Annotated in this window: 21 protein-coding genes and 1 pseudogene; 16 read left to right on the top strand and 6 right to left on the bottom strand. The window is 59.2% G+C overall.

All coding sequences use genetic code 11. The features are described 5' to 3' along the window. Positions 1 to 163: 163 nt before the first annotated feature. From aceA to nuoN, 14 genes are all read left to right on the top strand, one after another. The gene (aceA, locus tag AACY49_RS21025) at positions 164 to 1,489 is read left to right on the top strand and encodes an isocitrate lyase (protein ID WP_339526164.1); all 1,326 of its coding nucleotides are present in this window, start codon (positions 164 to 166) and stop codon (positions 1,487 to 1,489) included. Between the two features lie 651 nt (positions 1,490 to 2,140). Then, complete coding sequence (locus AACY49_RS21020) at positions 2,141 to 2,554, top strand: NADH-quinone oxidoreductase subunit A (protein ID WP_007905050.1); 414 nt, start codon at positions 2,141 to 2,143, stop codon at positions 2,552 to 2,554. A gap of 10 nt (positions 2,555 to 2,564) precedes the next feature. Next, positions 2,565 to 3,239, top strand: a complete 675-nt coding sequence (locus tag AACY49_RS21015; protein WP_050682721.1) for a NuoB/complex I 20 kDa subunit family protein — start codon at positions 2,565 to 2,567, stop codon at positions 3,237 to 3,239. 72 nt (positions 3,240 to 3,311) lie between these two features. Beyond that, entirely contained in the window at positions 3,312 to 5,096 is a 1,785-nt protein-coding gene (gene nuoC, locus AACY49_RS21010) for an NADH-quinone oxidoreductase subunit C/D (protein ID WP_339526163.1), read from the top strand. Between the two features lie 2 nt (positions 5,097 to 5,098). After that, the gene (nuoE, locus tag AACY49_RS21005) at positions 5,099 to 5,596 is read left to right on the top strand and encodes an NADH-quinone oxidoreductase subunit NuoE (protein ID WP_007970445.1); all 498 of its coding nucleotides are present in this window, start codon (positions 5,099 to 5,101) and stop codon (positions 5,594 to 5,596) included. Further along, on the top strand, positions 5,593 to 6,948 hold the full coding sequence (gene nuoF, locus AACY49_RS21000) for an NADH-quinone oxidoreductase subunit NuoF (protein WP_258700032.1): 1,356 nt from the start codon (positions 5,593 to 5,595) through the stop codon (positions 6,946 to 6,948). Before nuoE ends, nuoF begins: the two co-directional genes overlap by 4 nt. A gap of 138 nt (positions 6,949 to 7,086) precedes the next feature. Next, the gene (gene nuoG / locus AACY49_RS20995) at positions 7,087 to 9,801 is read left to right on the top strand and encodes an NADH-quinone oxidoreductase subunit NuoG (RefSeq protein WP_339526160.1); all 2,715 of its coding nucleotides are present in this window, start codon (positions 7,087 to 7,089) and stop codon (positions 9,799 to 9,801) included. After that, complete coding sequence (gene nuoH / locus AACY49_RS20990) at positions 9,798 to 10,805, top strand: NADH-quinone oxidoreductase subunit NuoH (RefSeq protein ID WP_008146046.1); 1,008 nt, start codon at positions 9,798 to 9,800, stop codon at positions 10,803 to 10,805. The genes nuoG and nuoH overlap by 4 nt, the downstream gene beginning before the upstream one ends. A gap of 12 nt (positions 10,806 to 10,817) precedes the next feature. Then, on the top strand, positions 10,818 to 11,363 hold the full coding sequence (gene nuoI, locus AACY49_RS20985) for an NADH-quinone oxidoreductase subunit NuoI (RefSeq protein ID WP_218570730.1): 546 nt from the start codon (positions 10,818 to 10,820) through the stop codon (positions 11,361 to 11,363). A gap of 9 nt (positions 11,364 to 11,372) precedes the next feature. After that, positions 11,373 to 11,876 (top strand): NADH-quinone oxidoreductase subunit J, encoded by a 504-nt coding sequence (gene nuoJ, locus AACY49_RS20980; RefSeq protein ID WP_258700030.1) that lies wholly within the window; start codon positions 11,373 to 11,375, stop codon positions 11,874 to 11,876. Positions 11,877 to 11,878: 2 nt separating this feature from the next. Further along, positions 11,879 to 12,187 carry an NADH-quinone oxidoreductase subunit NuoK gene (nuoK, locus tag AACY49_RS20975; RefSeq protein WP_007940879.1) on the top strand — a complete coding sequence of 103 codons (309 nt, stop codon included), beginning with the start codon at positions 11,879 to 11,881 and terminating at the stop codon, positions 12,185 to 12,187. Next, entirely contained in the window at positions 12,184 to 14,037 is a 1,854-nt protein-coding gene (nuoL, locus tag AACY49_RS20970; RefSeq protein ID WP_258700029.1) for an NADH-quinone oxidoreductase subunit L, read from the top strand. The genes nuoK and nuoL overlap by 4 nt, the downstream gene beginning before the upstream one ends. Before the next feature lie 39 nt (positions 14,038 to 14,076). After that, entirely contained in the window at positions 14,077 to 15,609 is a 1,533-nt protein-coding gene (nuoM, locus tag AACY49_RS20965; protein WP_339526154.1) for an NADH-quinone oxidoreductase subunit M, read from the top strand. 7 nt (positions 15,610 to 15,616) lie between these two features. Then, on the top strand, positions 15,617 to 17,080 hold the full coding sequence (gene nuoN, locus AACY49_RS20960; RefSeq protein WP_339526152.1) for an NADH-quinone oxidoreductase subunit NuoN: 1,464 nt from the start codon (positions 15,617 to 15,619) through the stop codon (positions 17,078 to 17,080). On the opposite strand, the gene AACY49_RS20955 is transcribed toward nuoN, so the two are convergent. Continuing rightward, positions 17,056 to 17,220: a hypothetical protein gene (locus AACY49_RS20955; protein ID WP_339526150.1), complete on the bottom strand. Its 165-nt coding sequence runs from the start codon at positions 17,218 to 17,220 to the stop codon at positions 17,056 to 17,058. The genes nuoN and AACY49_RS20955 overlap by 25 nt on opposite strands. A 159-nt stretch (positions 17,221 to 17,379) precedes the next feature. Between AACY49_RS20955 and AACY49_RS20950 the strand changes: the two are divergent. Both AACY49_RS20950 and AACY49_RS20945 read left to right on the top strand, forming a co-directional pair. Then, positions 17,380 to 17,479: pseudogene (locus AACY49_RS20950) on the top strand (transcriptional regulator); the annotation flags it as partial. A 230-nt stretch (positions 17,480 to 17,709) separates the two neighbouring features. Then, positions 17,710 to 19,035 carry an OprD family porin gene (locus AACY49_RS20945; RefSeq protein ID WP_339526148.1) on the top strand — a complete coding sequence of 442 codons (1,326 nt, stop codon included), beginning with the start codon at positions 17,710 to 17,712 and terminating at the stop codon, positions 19,033 to 19,035. Positions 19,036 to 19,229: 194 nt separating this feature from the next. Here AACY49_RS20945 and AACY49_RS20940 read toward each other — a convergent pair whose 3' ends face one another. From AACY49_RS20940 to AACY49_RS20920, 5 genes are all read right to left on the bottom strand, one after another. After that, the gene (locus tag AACY49_RS20940) at positions 19,230 to 19,751 is read right to left on the bottom strand and encodes a hypothetical protein (protein ID WP_223489911.1); all 522 of its coding nucleotides are present in this window, start codon (positions 19,749 to 19,751) and stop codon (positions 19,230 to 19,232) included. Beyond that, positions 19,709 to 20,002: a type II toxin-antitoxin system TacA family antitoxin gene (locus AACY49_RS20935; protein WP_223489909.1), complete on the bottom strand. Its 294-nt coding sequence runs from the start codon at positions 20,000 to 20,002 to the stop codon at positions 19,709 to 19,711. The genes AACY49_RS20940 and AACY49_RS20935 overlap by 43 nt, the downstream gene beginning before the upstream one ends. A gap of 295 nt (positions 20,003 to 20,297) precedes the next feature. After that, on the bottom strand, positions 20,298 to 20,678 hold the full coding sequence (locus tag AACY49_RS20930) for a DUF6124 family protein (protein WP_339526145.1): 381 nt from the start codon (positions 20,676 to 20,678) through the stop codon (positions 20,298 to 20,300). A 478-nt stretch (positions 20,679 to 21,156) separates the two neighbouring features. Beyond that, on the bottom strand, positions 21,157 to 21,489 hold the full coding sequence (locus AACY49_RS20925; protein WP_339526143.1) for a DUF2790 domain-containing protein: 333 nt from the start codon (positions 21,487 to 21,489) through the stop codon (positions 21,157 to 21,159). 40 nt (positions 21,490 to 21,529) lie between these two features. Next, positions 21,530 to 21,642: transposase (locus tag AACY49_RS20920; RefSeq protein ID WP_036984840.1), on the bottom strand; the 113-nt coding region annotated here is incomplete at its 5' end.

The following is a 21,642-nucleotide window of genomic DNA, read 5'->3' as shown; positions in this document are numbered from 1 at the left end:
GAGCCCATCGTTCATCCCGTCGTCTTCCCCGCCGAACCCGACTTGACCACCTAAGCTTCTGGTCAGCGAGCAGCCTTGTACGCCCTTTGAATTGCGTACTTGGCACGCAGGAGTTGTCCACCCAGAACCACTTTCGATTAAAGACGCGACGAGGTTTATCTCCATGGCACTGACACGCGAACAGCAAATTGCAGCCCTCGAAAAAGATTGGGCTGAAAACCCGCGCTGGAAAGGCGTGACACGCAATTACTCCGCTGCTGACGTCGTCCGTCTGCGTGGCTCGGTTCAACCTGAGCACACCTTTGCAAAAATGGGCGCCGAGAAGCTTTGGAACCTGGTCACCCAGGGTGCCAAACCGTCCTTCCGCCCTGAGAAAGATTTCGTCAACTGCATGGGCGCCCTGACCGGCGGCCAGGCTGTGCAACAAGTCAAGGCCGGCATCCAGGCGATCTACCTATCGGGCTGGCAAGTGGCTGCGGACAACAACTCCGCCGAGTCGATGTACCCGGACCAGTCGCTGTACCCGGTGGATTCGGTTCCAACCGTGGTCAAGCGCATCAACAACTCGTTCCGTCGTGCCGACCAGATCCAGTGGAAAGCCGGCAAGAACCCGGGCGACGAAGGTTACATCGACTACTTCGCACCGATCGTGGCTGACGCTGAAGCCGGTTTCGGTGGCGTACTGAACGCTTACGAGCTGATGAAGAGCATGATCGAAGCAGGCGCCGCCGGCGTTCACTTCGAAGACCAACTGGCCTCCGTGAAAAAATGCGGCCACATGGGCGGCAAAGTACTGGTTCCGACCCAGGAAGCCGTACAGAAGCTGACCGCTGCCCGTCTGGCAGCTGACGTCGCCGGTACGCCGACCATCATCCTGGCTCGTACCGACGCTAACGCGGCTGATTTGCTGACTTCCGATTGCGACCCGTACGACCAGCCGTTCGTGACTGGCGAACGTACCCAGGAAGGCTTTTACAAAGTGCGCGCCGGCCTCGACCAAGCCATCGCTCGCGGCCTGGCTTACGCGCCGTACGCCGACCTGATCTGGTGCGAAACCGCCAAGCCGGATCTGGATGAAGCACGTCGCTTCGCGGAAGCGATCAAAAAGGAATACCCGGACCAACTGCTGTCGTACAACTGCTCGCCTTCCTTCAACTGGAAGAAAAACCTGGACGACGCGACCATCGCCAAGTTCCAGCGCGAACTGTCCGCCATGGGCTACAAGCATCAGTTCATCACCCTGGCCGGCATTCACAACATGTGGCACAGCATGTTCAACCTGGCGCACGACTACGCCCGCAACGACATGACGGCCTACGTGAAGCTGCAAGAGCAAGAGTTCGCTGACGCTGCCAAGGGTTACACCTTCGTGGCTCACCAGCAGGAAGTGGGCACCGGCTACTTCGACGACATGACCACCGTGATTCAAGGTGGCACGTCCTCGGTGACCGCGCTGACCGGTTCGACCGAAGAAGAACAGTTCCACTGATTGGCTGTACATGAGCAAACGGCCCTTGCGGACCGAATAAAAAGCTAACCGCAAAGCCGCCCATCTGACGCCCCGACTGGTTCGGGGCGTTTTTTTGCCTGCGATTTTTCGATCACTGCAAAACCCTGTGGGAGCCGGGCTTGCCCGCGATGGCGACCTGTCAGTCAACATCTGCCGTGTCTGACACACTGCCATCGCGGGCAAGCCCGGCTCCCACAGGGAACGTGTTAACCCACAGAATTTTGCGAAACACATTGATCCAGAGCAGTTTCACGGCCCGGAAAATAAGGTAAAACGACCGAGCTCGCTACTTGCAGTAACACGCATATAAGACAACTTCCCAGCCACTCACCCGTTAAACAGTTTGAAAACTGCGTCAAATAATATTGATTATCATTTAGCGGCAACTATGTTCGTTACATTCCCTACAGAACATATTTGACAAAACCCCCGCTAATGCCCGAACCGCATGGGCTACAGGGCTTTGGAGGTGCGCCATGTCCTTATTCCAATAAATAATTTCGCTATAGGAATTTTACTTGCAGGGTGTTTAGCCATAAAATCAGCGGGATTGATTGCTGCGACATATCGTCACTGCCTTATTTCTTTATCAAGCTCAGAGACCTTTGCTCTCTGTTAAGGATTACCAGCATGCCCGAAGCGACCGGACTCATGGCCCACAACTGGGGCTTTGCCATTTTCCTTCTGGGTGTCGGCGGCCTTTGCGCCTTCATGCTCGGCGTCTCCAGCCTCCTCGGGTCAAAAGCCTGGGGCCGCAGCAAAAACGAACCGTTCGAGTCCGGCATGCTACCTACCGGTGGCGCCCGCTTGCGGCTCTCAGCCAAATTCTATCTGGTCGCGATGCTCTTCGTGATCTTCGATATCGAAGCCCTCTTTCTCTTTGCCTGGTCTGTGTCCGTCCGCGAAAGCGGCTGGACCGGATTCGTCGAAGCTCTCGTTTTCATAGCAATTCTGTTGGCAGGTCTTGTCTACCTATTCCGAGTGGGCGCCCTTGACTGGGCTCCGGAAGCTCGTCGTAAGCGGCAAGCGAAGCTGAAACAATGAGGCTTTGGCAATGCAATACAATCTCACCAGGATCGACCCCGATGCTCCTAACGAGCAGTATCCGATTGGCCAACGGGAAACCGTTTCCGATCCGTTAGAAGATCAAGTCCACAAAAACATTTTCATGGGCAAGCTCGAAGACGTGCTCAACGGCACGATCAACTGGGGGCGCAAGAACTCCCTGTGGCCGTATAACTTCGGTCTTTCGTGCTGCTACGTGGAAATGACCACCGCCTTCACGGCGCCCCACGACATCGCGCGCTTTGGCGCCGAGGTGATCCGGGCATCACCGCGTCAGGCGGATTTCATGGTTATCGCCGGTACCTGCTTCATCAAGATGGCGCCGATCATTCAGCGTCTCTACGAGCAAATGCTCGAACCTAAATGGGTCATCTCCATGGGTTCGTGCGCCAACTCCGGTGGCATGTACGACATCTACTCCGTCGTTCAAGGGGTGGACAAGTTCCTGCCCGTGGACGTCTACGTGCCTGGCTGCCCGCCCCGCCCTGAAGCTTTTCTGCAGGGCTTGATGCTCTTGCAAGAGTCGATTGGCCAGGAGCGTCGCCCACTTTCCTGGGTCGTTGGCGATCAAGGCGTGTACCGCGCCGAGATGCCTTCGCAAAAGGAACAGCGCCGCGAACAGCGAATCGCAGTCACCAACCTGCGCAGCCCCGACGAAGTCTGATCCAGATCTGTTCTTACAAAGAAACGAGAAACTGGCTTCATTCTTTACGTTGACCGAAAGCGATAAATAACCATGACTACAGGCAGTGCTCTGTACATCCCGCCTTATAAGGCAGACGACCAGGATGTGGTCGTCGAACTGAACAACCGTTTTGGCCCCGAGGCGTTCACCGCCCAGCCTACCCGCACCGGCATGCCGGTGCTTTGGGTTGCCCGCGCCAAACTCGTCGAAGTCCTGACCTTCCTGCGCAACCTGCCCAAGCCGTACGTCATGCTCTATGACCTGCACGGCGTGGACGAGCGTCTGCGCACCAAGCGTCAAGGGCTGCCAAACGGCGTCGATTTCACTGTGTTCTATCACTTGATGTCGATCGAACGTAATAGTGACGTAATGATCAAGGTCGCCTTGTCCGAGAGCGACCTCAACCTGCCGAGCGTCACCAGCATCTGGCCGAACGCCAACTGGTACGAGCGTGAAGTGTGGGACATGTACGGCATCCACTTTGCCGGCCACCCGCACCTGACCCGCATCATGATGCCGCCGACCTGGGAAGGTCACCCGCTGCGCAAGGACTTCCCGGCCCGCGCCACCGAGTTCGACCCGTTCAGCCTGACCCTGGCCAAGCAACAGCTTGAGGAAGAAGCCGCGCGCTTCAAGCCTGAAGACTGGGGCATGAAACGTTCCGGGCCGAACGAGGACTACATGTTCCTCAACCTGGGCCCGAACCACCCTTCGGCCCACGGTGCGTTCCGTATCATTCTGCAGCTGGACGGCGAAGAAATCGTCGACTGCGTGCCGGACGTCGGTTACCACCACCGTGGTGCCGAGAAGATGGCCGAGCGTCAGTCCTGGCACAGCTTCATTCCGTACACCGACCGTATCGACTACCTCGGCGGCGTGATGAACAACCTGCCGTACGTGCTCTCGGTCGAGAAGCTGGCCGGCATCAAGGTGCCCGAAAAGGTCGACGTCATCCGCATCATGATGGCCGAGTTCTTCCGGATCACCAGCCACCTGCTGTTCCTGGGGACTTACATCCAGGACGTCGGCGCCATGACCCCGGTGTTCTTCACCTTTACCGACCGTCAGAAGGCGTACACGGTGATCGAAGCCATCACCGGTTTCCGTCTGCACCCGGCCTGGTACCGCATCGGTGGCGTCGCCCACGACCTGCCGCGCGGCTGGGAAAAACTGGTCAAGGATTTCGTCGAGTGGATGCCAAAGCGTCTGGACGAATACCAGAAAGCCGCACTGGACAACAGCATCCTGCGTGGTCGCACCATCGGCGTCGCCGCCTACAACACCAAAGAAGCCCTGGAATGGGGCGTCACCGGTGCCGGCCTGCGTTCGACCGGTTGCGATTTCGACCTGCGTAAAGCTCGCCCCTACTCCGGCTACGAGAACTTCGAATTCGAAGTCCCGCTGGCGGCCAATGGCGATGCCTACGACCGTTGCATCGTGCGCGTCGAAGAAATGCGCCAGAGCATCAAGATCATCGAGCAGTGCATGCGCAACATGCCGGAAGGCCCGTACAAGGCGGATCACCCGCTGACCACGCCGCCGCCGAAAGAGCGCACCCTGCAACACATCGAGACCCTGATCACGCACTTCCTGCAAGTTTCGTGGGGCCCGGTCATGCCGGCCAACGAATCCTTCCAGATGATCGAAGCGACCAAGGGCATCAACAGTTATTACCTGACGAGCGATGGCGGCACCATGAGCTACCGCACCCGGATTCGTACCCCAAGCTTCCCGCACCTGCAGCAGATCCCTTCGGTGATCAAAGGCAGCATGGTCGCGGACTTGATCGCGTACCTGGGTAGTATCGATTTCGTTATGGCCGACGTGGACCGCTAAGCATGAACAGCACGCTTATCCAGACAGACCGTTTCGCCTTGAGCGAAACCGAGCGCTCGGCCATCGAGCACGAGCTGCATCACTACGAAGACCCGCGCGCGGCGTCGATCGAAGCCCTGAAGATCGTCCAGAAGGAACGTGGCTGGGTGCCTGACGGCGCGCTCTACGCCATCGGCGAGATCCTCGGCATCCCGGCCAGCGACGTTGAAGGGGTGGCGACGTTCTATAGCCAGATCTTCCGTCAGCCAGTGGGCCGTCACATCATTCGCGTTTGCGACAGCATGGTCTGCTACATCGGTGGTCACGAATCCGTGGTCAGCGAAATCCAGAGCAAGCTGGGCATCGGCCTGGGTCAGACCACCGCCGACGGTCGTTTCACCCTGCTGCCGGTCTGCTGCCTCGGCAACTGCGACAAGGCGCCGGCGTTGATGATCGACGACGACACATTCGGTGATGTGCAGCCTGCCGGCGTTGCCAAATTGCTCGAGGGCTACGTATGACCCTGACTTCCTTCGGCCCTGCCAACCGCATCAAGCGTTCGGCCGAGACTCACCCGCTGACCTGGCGTCTGCGTGACGACGGCGAAGCCGTGTGGCTCGACGAGTACCAGGCCAAGAACGGTTACGCCGCTGCGCGCAAAGCCTTCGCCGACATGGCTCAGGACGATATCGTCCAGACCGTGAAAGATTCCGGCTTGAAAGGTCGCGGCGGTGCAGGCTTCCCCACGGGCGTTAAGTGGGGCCTGATGCCCAAGGACGAATCCATCAACATCCGCTACCTGCTGTGCAATGCGGACGAGATGGAACCGAACACCTGGAAAGACCGCATGCTGATGGAGCAACTGCCCCATCTGCTGATCGAAGGCATGCTGATCAGTGCTCGCGCGCTGAAAACCTACCGTGGCTACATCTTCCTGCGTGGCGAGTACACCACCGCCGCCAAGCACCTCAACCGTGCCGTGGAAGAAGCCAAGGCAGCAGGCCTTTTGGGCAAGAACATCCTGGGCAGCGGTTTCGATTTCGAGCTGTTCGTCCACACCGGCGCTGGGCGTTACATCTGCGGTGAAGAAACCGCACTGATCAACTCCCTCGAAGGCCGCCGCGCCAACCCGCGCTCCAAGCCGCCCTTCCCTGCCGCTGTTGGCGTATGGGGCAAGCCGACCTGCGTGAACAACGTTGAAACCCTGTGCAACGTGCCGGCAATCATTGCCGACGGCGTGGACTGGTACAAATCGTTGGCCCGTGAAGGCAGTGAAGACATGGGCACCAAGCTCATGGGCTTCTCCGGCAAGGTCAAGAACCCGGGCCTGTGGGAACTGCCGTTCGGCGTTACCGGTCGCGAGTTGTTCGAAGACTACGCTGGCGGCATGCGCGACGGTTACAAGCTCAAGTGCTGGCAGCCAGGCGGCGCCGGTACCGGTTTCCTGCTGCCGGAACACCTGGACGCACAAATGTATGCCGGCGGCATCGCCAAAGTGGGCACCCGTATGGGTACCGGCCTGGCCATGGCGGTGGACGACAGCGTCAACATGGTGTCCCTGCTGCGCAACATGGAGCAGTTCTTCGCCCGCGAATCCTGTGGCTTCTGCACCCCGTGCCGCGATGGCCTGCCATGGAGCGTCAAGCTCTTGATGGCCATCGAGAACGGCGAAGGCCAGCCAGGCGATATCGAGACCCTGCTGGGTCTGGTCGGTTTCCTCGGCCCGGGCAAGACCTTCTGTGCACACGCACCGGGTGCCGTGGAGCCGTTGGGCAGCGCCATCAAATACTTCCGTCCAGAGTTCGAAGCCGGCATCGCGCCCACCAGCGCCGTCGTCCCGCCTCTGGCAAAGCCGATCGTAGTCGGCGCGTAAACGCTTAAAAAAGGCGAAGGGTCCGTGCCCTTCGCCTTTTCGTCCGATGACGCCTTTCGAGGCTGTTTGGATTTGGACGGATAACAAGATTCCATTAGCCACGCCCGCTGACACCGGGCCAACGAAGAACTTTGAACCATGGCCACTATCCACGTAGACGGCAAAGAGCTCGAAGTCGATGGGGCAGACAACCTGTTACAGGCATGTCTGTCGCTAGGCCTCGATATCCCTTATTTCTGCTGGCACCCAGCCCTTGGCAGCGTTGGCGCTTGCCGCCAGTGCGCGGTCAAGCAGTACACCGACGAAAACGACACCCGTGGTCGCATCGTCATGTCCTGCATGACCCCTGCAACCGATGGCACCTGGATCTCCATCGAAGATGAAGAATCCAAGGCCTTCCGCGCCAGTGTTGTTGAATGGCTGATGACCAACCACCCGCACGACTGCCCGGTCTGTGAGGAAGGCGGTCACTGCCACCTGCAAGACATGACCGTGATGACCGGCCACAACGAGCGCCGTTATCGCTTCACCAAGCGTACTCACCAGAACCAGCAACTGGGCCCGTTCATTTCCCACGAAATGAACCGCTGCATCGCTTGCTATCGCTGCGTGCGCTTCTATAAAGACTACGCCGGCGGCACCGACCTCGGCGTATTCGGTGCTCACGACAACGTGTACTTCGGTCGCGTTGAAGACGGCACCCTCGAAAGCGAGTTCTCCGGCAACCTCACCGAGGTCTGCCCGACCGGTGTGTTCACCGACAAGACTCACTCCGAGCGCTACAACCGCAAGTGGGACATGCAGTTCTCGCCGAGCATCTGCCATGGCTGCTCCAGCGGTTGCAACATTTCCCCGGGCGAGCGTTACGGCGAACTGCGTCGCATCGAAAACCGTTTCAACGGTTCGGTGAACCAGTACTTCCTGTGCGACCGTGGCCGTTTCGGCTATGGCTATGTCAACCGCGAAGACCGCCCGCGTCAGCCACAGCTGGCAGGCGGCGCCAAGCTGGGCCTCGACGAAGCACTGGATAAAGCCGCTGACCTGCTGCGCGGTCGCAACATCGTCGGTATCGGTTCGCCACGCGCCAGCCTCGAAAGCAACTACGCGTTGCTTGAACTGGTTGGCGCCGAGCACTTCTACTCCGGCATCGAAGCCGCTGAACTTGAGCGCATTCGTCTGGTTGTACAGGTGCTCAAAGACAGCCCGCTGCCGATCCCGAACATGCGCGACATCGAAAACCACGATGCGATTTTCGTCCTCGGCGAAGACCTGACCCAGACCGCTGCGCGCATGGCCCTGGCCCTGCGTCAATCGGTCAAGGGCAAGGCCGAAGACATGGCCGACGCCATGCGCGTTCAGCCGTGGCTCGATGCTGCGGTGAAGAACATCGGCCAGCACGAACTGAACCCGCTGTTCATCGCCAGCCTGGCTGAAACCAAGCTCGACGACATCGCTGAAGAATGCGTTCACGCAGCGCCAGACGACCTGGCCCGCATCGGTTTCGCCGTGGCTCACGCCCTCGACGCCAGCGCTCCTGCGGTTGAAGGCCTGGATGCCGAAGCCCTCGAACTGGCCAAGCGCATTGCCGACGCCCTGCTCGCTGCCAAGCGTCCGCTGATCATTGCCGGCACCTCGCTGGGTTCCAAGGCGTTGATTGAGGCTGCTGCAAACATTGCAAAAGCCCTGAAGCTGCGCGAGAAGAACGGCTCCATCAGCCTGATCGTGCCAGAGGCCAACAGCCTCGGCCTGGCCATGCTCGGTGGCGAATCGGTAGACGCTGCGCTGCAAGCGGTGATCGACGGTAAAGCTGACGCCATCGTCGTGCTGGAAAACGATCTGTACACCCGCACCGACAAAGCTAAGGTCGATGCGGCCCTGAACGCCGCCAAAGTGGTGATCGTGGCGGACCATCAGAAGACCGCCACCAGCGATCGCGCGCACCTGGTTCTGCCAGCCGCCAGCTTCGCTGAAGGCGACGGTACGCTGGTCAGCCAGGAAGGCCGCGCCCAGCGTTTCTTCCAGGTCTTCGACCCGACTTACCTCGACGCGAGCATTCTGGTTCGCGAAGGCTGGCGCTGGCTGCATGCCCTGCGTTCGACCCTGCTGAACCAGCCGATCGACTGGACCCAACTGGACCACGTCACCGCTGCCGTTGCTGCAAGCAAACCGCAACTGGCGCGTATCGTCGATGCCGCACCGTCCGCCGCGTTCCGGATCAAAGGCCTGAAACTGGCTCGCGAACCGCTGCGTTACTCCGGTCGTACCGCCATGCGCGCCGACATCAGCGTGCATGAACCGCGTACTTCCCAAGACAACGACACCGCGTTCTCGTTCTCCATGGAAGGTTACTCGGGCTCGGTCGAACCGCGTCAGCAAGTGCCATTTGCCTGGTCTCCGGGCTGGAACTCGCCGCAAGCCTGGAACAAGTTCCAGGACGAAGTCGGTGGTCACATCCGCGCTGGCGACCCGGGCACACGCCTGATCGAAAGCACTGGTGATTCGCTGAACTGGTTCGCCAGTGTTCCGCGTGCGTTCAACCCGGCTCCGGGCACCTGGCAGGTCGTGCCGTTCTTCCACCTGTTCGGCAGCGAAGAGAACTCTTCCAAAGCCGCACCGGTGCAGGAACGCATTCCAGCCGCCTACGTGTCGCTGGCCAAGTCCGAAGCCGATCGCCTGGGCGTCAATGACGGTGCCCTGCTGAGCCTGAACGTGGCCGGCCAGACCCTGCGTCTGCCGCTGCGCATCAACGAAGAGCTGGGTGCCGGTCTGGTCGCATTGCCGGCCGGTATCGCCGGCATTCCGCCGGCGATCTTTGGCAAATCCGTTGACGGTCTGCAGGAGGCAGCTCAATGACCTGGTTCACGCCTGAAGTGATTGACGTGATCATCGCGGTCCTCAAGGCCATCGTGATTCTGCTCGCCGTAGTGGTCTGCGGCGCGCTGCTGAGCTGGGTCGAGCGTCGTCTGCTCGCCCTCTGGCAGGACCGTTACGGTCCGAACCGCGTCGGCCCGTTCGGCGCGTTCCAGATTGCGGCCGACATGATCAAGATGTTCTTCAAGGAAGACTGGACCCCGCCGTTCGCCGACAAAGTGATCTTCACGTTGGCGCCGGTCGTGGCCATGAGCGCCTTGCTGATTGCCTTCGCAATCATCCCGATCACCCCGACCTGGGGTGTGGCGGATATCAACATCGGCATCCTGTTCTTCTTCGCCATGGCCGGTCTGTCGGTCTACGCGGTGCTGTTCGCCGGCTGGTCGAGTAACAACAAGTTCGCCCTGTTGGGCAGCTTGCGGGCCTCGGCACAAACCGTGTCGTACGAAGTGTTCATGGGCCTGTCGCTGATGGGCATCGTGATCCAGGTCGGCTCGTTCAACATGCGCGACATCGTTGAGTACCAGGCGCAGAACCTGTGGTTCGTCATTCCGCAGATCTTCGGTTTCCTGACCTTCTTCATCGCTGGCGTCGCCGTGACTCACCGTCACCCGTTCGACCAGCCGGAAGCGGAACAGGAACTGGCCGACGGTTACCACATTGAATACGCCGGTATGAAATGGGGCATGTTCTTCGTCGGCGAGTACATCGGCATCGTGTTGATTTCGGCGCTGCTGGTGACCTTGTTCTTCGGTGGCTGGCACGGTCCGTTCGGCATTCTGCCGCAGATCCCGTTCATCTGGTTCGCACTGAAAACCGCGTTCTTCATCATGTTCTTCATCCTGCTGCGCGCCTCGATTCCGCGCCCACGGTATGACCAAGTGATGGACTTCAGCTGGAAGTTCTGCCTGCCGCTGACCCTCGTCAACATGCTGGTGACCGCTGCGATCGTGTTGCTCAACACGCCCGCCGTCGCGGCTCAGTGAGGATAGAGAATCATGAAGTACATTTTTGACATCGTGCATGGCTTCTTCACCCAGCTTCGCAGCCTGGTGATGATCTTCGGCCACGCCTTCCGCAAGCGCGACACGCTGCAATATCCGGAAGAGGCGGTGTACCTGCCGCCACGCTTCCGTGGCCGTATCGTGCTGACCCGCGACCCCGACGGCGAAGAGCGTTGTGTAGCCTGCAACCTGTGCGCCGTGGCGTGCCCGGTGGGTTGCATCTCGCTGCAGAAGGCCGAAACAGAAGACGGTCGCTGGTACCCGGAGTTCTTCCGCATCAACTTCTCGCGCTGCATTTTCTGCGGCCTCTGCGAGGAAGCCTGCCCGACCACCGCGATCCAGCTGACACCGGATTTCGAAATGGCCGAGTTCAAACGTCAGGACCTGGTTTACGAGAAAGAAGATCTGCTGATCTCCGGCCCCGGCAAAAACCCTGATTACAACTTCTATCGTGTTGCAGGTATGGCGATTGCCGGGAAGCCGAAAGGCTCCGCGCAGAATGAAGCCGAACCGATCAACGTGAAGAGCTTGCTGCCTTAAGGAAGAAAGATGGAATTCGCTTTCTATTTCGCATCGGGTATCGCTGTTGTGTCCACGCTTCGCGTGATCACCAACACCAACCCCGTGCACGCCCTGCTCTACCTGATCATTTCGCTGATCGCCGTGGCCATGACGTTCTTCGCCCTTGGCGCACCGTTTGCCGGTGTACTGGAAGTGATCGCCTACGCTGGCGCCATCATGGTGCTGTTCGTGTTCGTGGTGATGATGCTGAACCTGGGCCCGGCCTCGGTTCAGCAAGAGCGCGTCTGGCTCAAGCCCGGTATCTGGCTGGGCCCGGTCGCACTCGGCGCCCTGCTGCTGGCTGAACTGCTGTATGTGCTGTTCAACCACTCCAGCGGTCAGGCCCTCGGCCACACCACCGTAGACGCCAAGGCCGTGGGCATCAGCCTGTTCGGTCCTTACCTGCTGGTGGTCGAACTCGCCTCGATGCTGCTGCTCGCCGCAGCCGTCACGGCGTTCCACTTGGGCCGCAACGAAGCCAAGGAGCAATGACGATGCCTGCTATCCCTTTGGAGCATGGTCTGGCGGTCGCCGGCATCCTGTTCTGCCTCGGTCTGGTCGGCCTGATGGTCCGGCGCAACATTCTCTTCGTGCTGATGAGCCTGGAGGTCATGATGAATGCCTCCGCACTGGCGTTCATCGTTGCCGGTAGCCGCTGGGCGCAGCCGGATGGACAGATCATGTTCATTCTGGTGATCAGCCTGGCAGCCGCCGAGGCCAGTATCGGCCTGGCGATTCTGTTGCAGCTGTATCGCCGCTTCCACACTCTCGATATCGACGCTGCCAGCGAGATGCGCGGATGAACCTTCTCTATCTGACTTTCCTGTTCCCCCTGATCGGTTTTGTGCTGCTGGCGTTCTCCCGGGGACGCCTCTCGGAAAACCTCTCGGCGCTGATCGGCGTCGGTTCCATTGGCCTGTCGGCGATCGTCGCGGCCTATGTGATCTGGCAGTTCAACGTTGCGCCACCCGAGGGTGGTCACTACACCCAGATGCTGTGGCAATGGATGGCGGTGGAAGGCTTTACGCCGACCTTCACCCTCTACCTGGACGGCCTGTCCGTGACCATGCTCGGCGTGGTGGTGGGCGTGGGCTTCCTGATCCACCTGTTCGCGTCCTGGTACATGCGCGGTGAAGCCGGTTACTCGCGCTTCTTCGCCTACACCAACCTGTTTATCGCCAGCATGCTGTTCCTGGTCCTGGCCGATAACCTGCTGTTCGTGTACTTCGGCTGGGAAGGCGTGGGCCTGTGTTCATACTTGTTGATCGGTTTCTACTACAGCAACCGCAACAACGGTAACGCGGCACTCAAAGCCTTCATCGTGACCCGCGTCGGCGACGTGTTCATGGCCATCGGCCTGTTCATCCTGTTCCAACAGTTGGGCACGCTGAACATTCAGGAACTGCTGATCAAGGCGCCTGAGCACTTCAAGGCCGGCGACTTCTGGATCGTTCTGGCGACCCTGATGCTGCTGGGCGGCGCTGTCGGTAAATCCGCGCAACTGCCGCTGCAAACCTGGCTGGCGGATGCGATGGCCGGCCCGACTCCGGTTTCGGCACTGATCCACGCCGCGACCATGGTGACCGCCGGTGTCTACCTGATCGCCCGTACCCACGGCCTGTTCGCACTGGCGCCGGATATCCTGCACCTGGTGGGTGTTGTGGGCGGCGTGACGCTGGTGCTGGCAGGTTTTGCCGCACTGGTGCAGACCGACATCAAACGTATCCTCGCCTATTCGACCATGAGCCAGATCGGCTACATGTTCCTGGCGCTGGGCGTAGGTGCCTGGGATGGCGCGATCTTCCACCTGATGACCCACGCCTTCTTCAAGGCACTGCTGTTCCTTGCGTCCGGCGCGGTGATCGTTGCCTGCCACCACGAACAGAACATCTTCAAGATGGGCGGTCTGTGGAAGAAACTGCCACTGGCGTATGCCAGCTTCATCGTCGGCGGCGCGGCCCTGGCGGCCTTGCCTCTGGTGACCGCAGGCTTCTACTCCAAGGATGAAATCCTCTGGGAAGCGTTCGCCAGCGGCAACCAGGGTCTGCTGTATGCAGGTCTGGTCGGCGCGTTCATGACCTCGCTGTACACCTTCCGCCTGATCTTCATCACGTTCCACGGTGAAGCGAAGACCGAAGCACACGCCGGTCACGGTATCGCTCACTGGTTGCCACTGTCGGTGCTGATCGTACTGTCGACGTTCGTCGGCGCAATGATCGTTCCGCCACTGCACGGTGTGCTGCCGCAAAGCGTCGGCCATGCCGGCGGCGAAGCCAAGCACAGTCTGGAAATCGCGTCGGGCGCCATCGCCCTGTCCGGTATCCTGCTGGCCGCGCTGCTGTTCCTCGGCAAGCGTCGCTTCGTCACGGCCATCGCCAACAGCGGTGTCGGCCGCTTCCTTTCGGCCTGGTGGTTCGCTGCCTGGGGCTTCGACTGGATCTACGACAAACTGTTCGTCAAGCCATACCTTGCGATCAGCCACATTCTGCGCAAAGACCCGCTCGACCAGACCATCGGTCTGATCCCGCGTATGGCCAAAGGCGGTCACACCGCCCTGAGCCGCACCGAGACCGGTCAACTGCGTTGGTATGCCGCCTCGATGGCTGCTGGTGCCGTGCTGGTAATCGGCGCCGTCGTGCTGGTAGCGGTCTGATATGAACCTTGCGAACTTGCGAAAGGAAACGAGCCCGTCATGATTTTGCCCTGGCTAATCCTGATCCCCTTCATCGGCGGCCTGCTGTGCTGGATGGGTGAGCGCTTCGGCGCCACCCTCCCCCGCTGGATTGCGCTGATCACCATGTCCCTGTTGCTCTCCCTCGGCCTCTGGCTGTGGGCCAACGGTGATTATTCATTTGCCCCGGCGCCTGGCGCCGACCCGACCTGGGCGCTTGAGTTCAAGCACGTCTGGATCCAGCGCTTCGGCATCAACGTGCACCTGGCCCTCGACGGCCTGTCGCTGCTGATGATCCTGCTGACCGGCCTGCTGGGTGTCCTCTCGGTACTCTGCTCGTGGAAAGAGATTCAGCGTCACGTGGGCTTCTTCCACCTGAACCTGATGTGGATCCTGGGTGGTGTCGTCGGCGTGTTCCTCGCCCTCGACCTGTTCATGTTCTTCTTCTTCTGGGAAATGATGCTGGTGCCGATGTACTTCCTCATCGCGCTCTGGGGTCACAGTTCTTCGGACGGCAAGAAAACCCGGATCTACGCGGCAACCAAGTTCTTCATCTTCACTCAGGCTTCCGGCCTGATCATGTTGGTGGCGATCCTGGGGCTGGTACTGGTCAACTTCAACGACACCGGCGCGATTACCTTCAACTACGCCGATCTGTTGAAAACCAAGATGTCGCAGACCACCGAGTACATCCTGATGCTCGGCTTCTTCATCGCCTTCGCGGTCAAGCTGCCGGTGGTGCCGTTCCACTCCTGGTTGCCTGACGCTCACGCCCAGGCACCAACTGCAGGTTCCGTGGACCTGGCCGGTATCTTGCTGAAGACTGCTGCGTATGGCCTGCTGCGTTTCGCCCTGCCGCTGTTCCCGAATGCCTCGGCCGAGTTCGCGCCGTTCGCCATGACCCTGGGTCTGATCGGGATCTTCTACGGTGCGTTCCTGGCCTTCGCGCAAACCGACATCAAGCGTCTGATTGCCTTCTCGTCCGTTTCCCACATGGGCTTCGTGCTGATCGGCATTTACTCCGGCAGCCAACTGGCGCTGCAGGGCGCGGTCATGCAGATGCTGGCTCACGGTCTGTCGGCCGCGGCACTCTTTATCCTCTCCGGTCAGCTGTACGAGCGCACCCACACCCGCGATATGCGTGAGATGGGTGGCCTGTGGTCGAAGATTGCCTACCTGCCGGCCCTCAGCCTGTTCTTCGCGGCGGCGTCGCTGGGCTTGCCGGCGACCGGTAACTTTGTCGGTGAATTCCTGATCCTGATCGGCACCTTCGCCAGCGCGCCATGGGTCACCGTGATCGCCACGTCCGGCCTGGTGTTCGGTTCGGTCTACTCGCTGATCATGGTCCACCGTGCCTTCTTCGGCCCGTCGAAATCCGACGCGGTGCTGCATGGCATGGACGGTCGCGAACTGATCATGGTGGTTGGACTGGCGGCACTGCTGCTTTACATCGGCGTGTACCCGCAACCGTTCCTCGATACCTCTGCCGCGACGATGCATGGCGTGCAGCAGTGGCTCGGCACCGCCTTCACTCAACTCGCTTCGGCCCGGTAAGAGCGCTATGGAATTCACGACTCAACACTTTATCGCGCTTGCGCCGTTGTTGATCACCAGCGCCACGATCATCGTGGTGATGCTGGCTATCGCGTGGCGCCGCAACCACTCACAGACCTTCCTGCTGTCGGTGGCAGGTCTGAACCTGGCCTTGCTGTCGATCCTGCCAGCCCTGAAAGTCGCGCCCCTGGCCGTGACTCCACTGCTGCAGATCGACACCTTCTCCTGCCTGTACATGGCGCTGATCCTGGTCGCCACCCTCGCTTGTGTCACCCTCGCCCACGCCTACCTCGGCGATGGCGGTTCGGGTTACCCGGGCAACCGTGAAGAACTTTACCTGCTGATCCTGATGGCCGCCGCCGGTGGCCTGGTACTGGTCAGCGCGCAGCACCTGGCCGGGTTGTTCGTCGGTCTGGAACTGCTCTCGGTACCGGTCTACGGTCTGGTGGCGTATGCCTTCTTCAACAAGCGTTCGCTGGAAGCCGGCATCAAGTACATGGTGCTGTCGGCCGCCGGTTCCGCGTTCCTGTTGTTCGGCATGGCCCTGCTCTACGCCGATTCCGGCAGCCTGAGCTTCGTCGGTATCGGCCAGGCCCTGGCGGCCACCGGCCTGCCAAGTTCGCTGGCTCAGCTGGGCCTGGGCATGATGCTGATCGGCCTGGCGTTCAAACTGTCGCTGGTGCCGTTCCACCTCTGGACCCCGGACGTTTATGAAGGGGCTCCGGCTCCGGTGGCGGCGTTCCTGGCCACCGCATCGAAAGTCGCTGTGTTCGCGGTGATGGTGCGTCTGTTCCAGATCTCGCCGGCGGCGAGCAGTGGCGTGCTGAGCAACGTGCTGACCATCATCGCCATCGCGTCGATCCTGTTCGGTAACCTGCTGGCATTGACCCAAAGCAACCTCAAGCGTCTGCTGGGTTACTCGTCCATCGCTCACTTCGGCTACCTGCTGATCGCCCTGGTGGCGAGCAAAGGCCTGGCCGTGGAAGCCATCGGCGTGTACCTGGTCACCTACGTGATCACCAGCCTCGGCGCCTTCGGTGTGATCACCCTGATGTCCTCGCCGTACAACGGCCGTGACGCCGATGCCCTGTACGAATACCGCGGCCTGTTCTGGCGCCGTCCGTACCTGACCGCCGTCCTGACCGTGATGATGCTGTCCCTGGCCGGTATCCCGCTGACCGCGGGCTTCATCGGCAAGTTCTACATCATCGCCACCGGCGTCGAGTCGCACCAATGGTGGCTGGTCGGCTCCCTGGTACTGGGCAGCGCCATCGGCGTCTTCTACTACCTGCGCGTCATGGTCACCCTGTACCTGATGGAACCGAACCTGCGTCGCCACGATGCCCAGTTGCACTGGGAACAACGTGCAGGCGGCGTGATGCTGCTGGCGATTGCCGTACTGGCGTTCTTCCTCGGCCTGTATCCACAGCCGCTGCTGAACCTGGTTCAGCAATCGGGGTTGGCGGGTTGATCGCTTAAGCGACACTCGGTAATAAACAAAAACGGCACCTTCGGGTGCCGTTTTTGCGTTTGTGGATTCAACATCAAAAGATCGCAGCCTTCGGCAGCTCCTACATTGACCGCGTTCGCCGCAATATCGCGGATGAACATCGATCTCTGTAGGAGTTGCCGAAGGCTGCAATCTTTTGCTTTTCAGCGCCCTCCTCTCTTTTAGGAAGTTACCTGCAAGGCGGTGGGCAATAGCTGACATTCGGCGGGAGGCATTTGCCGTTAAATTCGAAGATCAGCTATCAAGGGAGATCGCGAACCATGAAGCGAGATATTTTTTCGGATCTGATGGAAGGCCTCGAAGCCCTGGCCGATGAACGCCAAGGCAAGGTCACGCTGCGGACCCACAAGTTCAAACTGCCAAAACGGGTACTCATCACTGCCGAGCAAGCACCTACCCCGAACCAACAAGTCCGCCACTCGCTTCCCGCCACATCCACATGACGAAATTGTAATTCCCCCATCACCTTGGCGTTATCCGCAGCTTGCAACGATGTCACCCGGCGACCATGCCGGCGGGCCCTTGCCCGCCGAACAATAAAACCCTACGCCGAAGCACGTTCCCGTTCTGCCGAACCCAAGGAGTGATTGATGGTTAACAATACAAAAATGTCGATGGCCGCTTTAGCGGTGGTTGTCGGCTCCGGGCCGTCCATGGTGTTGGCGGAAGATAAAGCCGAGGGGTTTATCGAGGGCAGTAGCCTGACGGTGCTCAACCGCAACGTCTACTTCAATCGTGATCACCGCAACGGCCAGTCCAGTCCCACCGGCAACGGTTATTCCGAAGCCTGGGCCCACGCGGTCATCAGCAAGTTCGAATCCGGTTTCACCCAAGGCACCGTCGGGGTCGGTGTCGATGCATTTGCGATGATCGGCTTGAAGCTCGACACCGGTGACGGTCGCAACGGTGGCCGTAGTTCGTTTGATGTGCTGCCGGTTAACAGTGACGGCGAGGCTCGGGACGAATACACCAAGGTCGGTGGCGCCGCCAAAGTGCGCGCCTTTGATACGGTGATCAAGGTTGGCGATGTGTTCCCCGCCAACCCGGTCGTGTCGGCGGGTGACTCCCGTTTGTTGCCGGAAAGCTTCCGCGGCGTCACGGCGACCAACACCAGCATCGAGGGTCTGTCGGTCCAGGGCGGTCGACTGCATGCGATGAGCCAACCGGTGTCCAGCGACATGCGCGAGAACTTCGCGACCTTCTATGCCGGCCCGGTCAATTCGCCGTGGATCGGTTATTTGGGCGGTGACTACTCGCTGAACAAGAACCTCAGTTTCAGCCTGTACTCCAGCCGTCTCAAGGATGCCTGGAATCAGTACTACGCTGGCACCGCATGGACTTACCCACTGTCGGATGACCTGTCACTGTTTGGCGGCCTGAACTATTACAAGGCGGTCGACGAAGGCAAAAAGTTGCTCGGCGAATTCGACAACAACATCTGGAGCGGCCGCGTCGGCGTGAAACTCGGTGCCCATTCCGTCGCGCTGTCGCACCAGCGCAACAACGGCAACGATGACTTCGATTACCTGCGCCAGTCCGATTCGATCTTCCTCGACAACTCCATCCAGTACAGCGACTTCAACTCGCCCAAGGAACGTTCGTGGATGGTGCGCTACGACCTCGACATGACGACCTATGGCGTGCCGGGGTTGTCGTTCATGACCCGTTACGCCCGGGGCACCGACGCCGATTATTCCAACGCCAACGCCGTGTACATGCGTCGCGATGCCGACGGCAACCCGCTGACCGACCAGAAGCGCTGGGAGCGCGACATCGAAGTCAAATACGTGGTGCAGAGCGGCTCGTTGAAAGACATGTCGTTGCGCCTGCGCCAGGCCACAACCCGCGCCACGGCATTTGAGTCGGATCTGGATGAAGTGCGGGTGATTGTCGAGTATCCGCTGGCGATTCTCTGATTTCACGGTTAATGCAAATTCACCTTTAGAAGCTCCTTGCTCCTTTGGTAAGAGGTGAATCTTTTGGCGTCCTTCGGGGCGCCTTTTTTATACCCTAGGATTGCCAGCTGCAAGCTACCGTAGATCGCGACCTGACTCAGTACCCATGCTGCACTCTTGGCATAATCAACCCGCTATTGCGACAACATCGAGTGCTAGCGCAGCGGCAGCATCAGGGTAATAGGGGAAATGCCTGGGCACGGAATAAATCCCGCGTACTTAATGTAGAAATTTGACAGGCGGTCGTTAAGTGGGTGGACGATGATTGCGCTCGAGCCGATAGATTGGGATGCGTTGATGGCTCGCTCAATCGCATCCTGCAGCAAGTCGATGGCGAAACCCTCACCCTGAGCTTCGCGTGTTACTCCCATACGCCCTAGTAGCGTCACTGGATGGACGCTTGGTGAATTGCGTTGATGACTTTTCGGCATGACGTTGGCACGAGCGACTGAACCGCTCGACAGAGTGTAATAAGCCATCACGATCGACGTGGCTTTGCGGCAGCTGACATAAACAACCGCCTGTTTAGCGGCTTGCGCCTTTCGTGCCTTCTTTTGCAGGTATTGATCGATGGACACTTCACCCGAATCGAAGTCATCAAGCTCGTGATGATCGTTAAGTCTTTCGGGTGCGGTCAGCTCCACCGCTTTGGACGTGCGAGCAGTTGGTGCAGGCATTCGTTACCTCGGGCCGGGTTGGCTTCAATAGCCTGTTCGAATGCGTCAAATGCAACGTCGTCGAGAAGGAACAATCGTTTATCCAGAATCACTTCTTCAGCTTTTTGACACGCTGCTTCCAGGATAAAGCTTGTGCGATCACGACCGGACATGGCAGCTGCCAGATCGATCAGGTTACGTTTCTTTTCGTCCGCTCTCATGTTGATTGGAACGGGTTTGGATTTTTCAACGCTTTCAGCTGTGGTGGACATTGTTCTGTTTCCCATCTGGGTAGGTGATGTTGGAGCCGGAGCCTCCTTATGGCATTAGCACATCAGCATGTATTTGCTTTTCATTTTTTTGACTCCTTGAGTGGCCCGGAGAGACTTGGGCCATGCTGCTTAACGTGAGATCTAACGTTTTAGGTGTGAAGCCATGAAGGCGGCGTCGGAATCGATTCTATACCGACCGTATAGCTAATGCATATACGCGTATAGCTTTCTGATATACGGTCAACGCTCATCTAAATGTGGCGAGAAACAAAACTCTCGCCACATTGCTCAACATCTAGGCAGTCACCTCAACGTTATCCAACGCCTGATTCACCGCCAGTTCGCCCAACATCACCACTTGTGCAATACCCAGCAAAGTCTTGCGATGCGTGCCTTCCAGCAGCGCGGCGAAGTCACCGAGCATGACCGTGGCCGAGGACAATGACTCGCTGGCATTAGCCAGCAGGGATTCGGTGTCGGCTTTGGGATTGGCGAAATACATCTGGTTGGGGGTGTAGGGCGTGGCCATGACGTGGGCGGTAGGGTTCAGGTAGTAATCGAGCGCACGTTCGGCATCTTCGTCGAGTTTTTTGGAGTTGATGGTGGTGTAGGGAGACGTTGAGTCGGCGTCCGCAACGGCGTCTGCTTCGGGAGGGTTGGGTGTTGGCTTTTTCATGGTGAAACTCCACTGAAAAGTTGGAGCTGCCCCATTCGGTTTCCGGACGAAGAGGTGGCAGCTGTACGCAGGTTGGAAACCCGGGCAGCGGCGACCCGGTCGACCCGAAGGTCTCCCACGCACAGCCGCCATAACGGAGTGCACACATTCAAGGTGCGCAAGGATACGTTATGAAAGGCGTGTTGGCGCCACTGTTACTGATCGGGGTTTCCAGGCCCGGTCGCTGAATTGGCAGCGACGAACGCAGGCTAGAGACCGGACGTCCGACGGACAACCTGAAAACATTGTGGGAAGCTTCTGCACTTGCGCCATATCCGTTAAACATCCCGAATTGAAATACACACTGTGTAGGAGCTGCCGAAGGCTGCGATCTTTTGATTTTGCTTTTCAAGATCAAGATCAAAAGATCGCAGCCTTCGGCAGTTCCTACAGGGGGGATGCGACATCAGTTGCCGCATTTGTAGAGAGGGAATCGGTGTTAGCCACCGCGTTTGCGGCAATCGCCTGCCACTGTGTATTTGATGGTGTTGAGTTGGCCCTGAGAATCTTCGTAGGTCATGGCGGTGGGTACTGCGGTGCAAGCATCTTGCGGCCGCACAACGCTCACCACTTTGACCACGTCCAGCTTCATTCCGTATGCGTAGTCTTTCACCACCGGCGCGGGTTTGCCCTGGCTGGCAGCGTACTGCTCCATGGCTTTGGCGTTGGCACTGAACGCCCTCTCAAACGTCCCGTCACCGCCGCCTTCTGCCAGCGCATTCAACGACATCGCCATCACGCCGACGAACGCCATCCACTTAATAGCTTTCATATCCAATACCTTCAAATCCGGGCTCAAAAAAAAAGGTTCTTCACGGATTACCGGGAAAGACGCTCTTGATCTTCATGAAAAAGAATTCGCTGTCCCGGTAACCGTACGCCATCCGCTTAATGACTTTTATTCGATTGTTTATGCCTTCCAGCT

The sequence above is a fragment of the Pseudomonas sp. EL_65y_Pfl2_R96 genome (assembly GCF_963970905.1).
GTDB lineage: Bacteria > Pseudomonadota > Gammaproteobacteria > Pseudomonadales > Pseudomonadaceae > Aquipseudomonas.
Note: the sequence above shows the minus strand (reverse complement) of the source record. Positions and strands in the feature narration are given on the sequence as shown.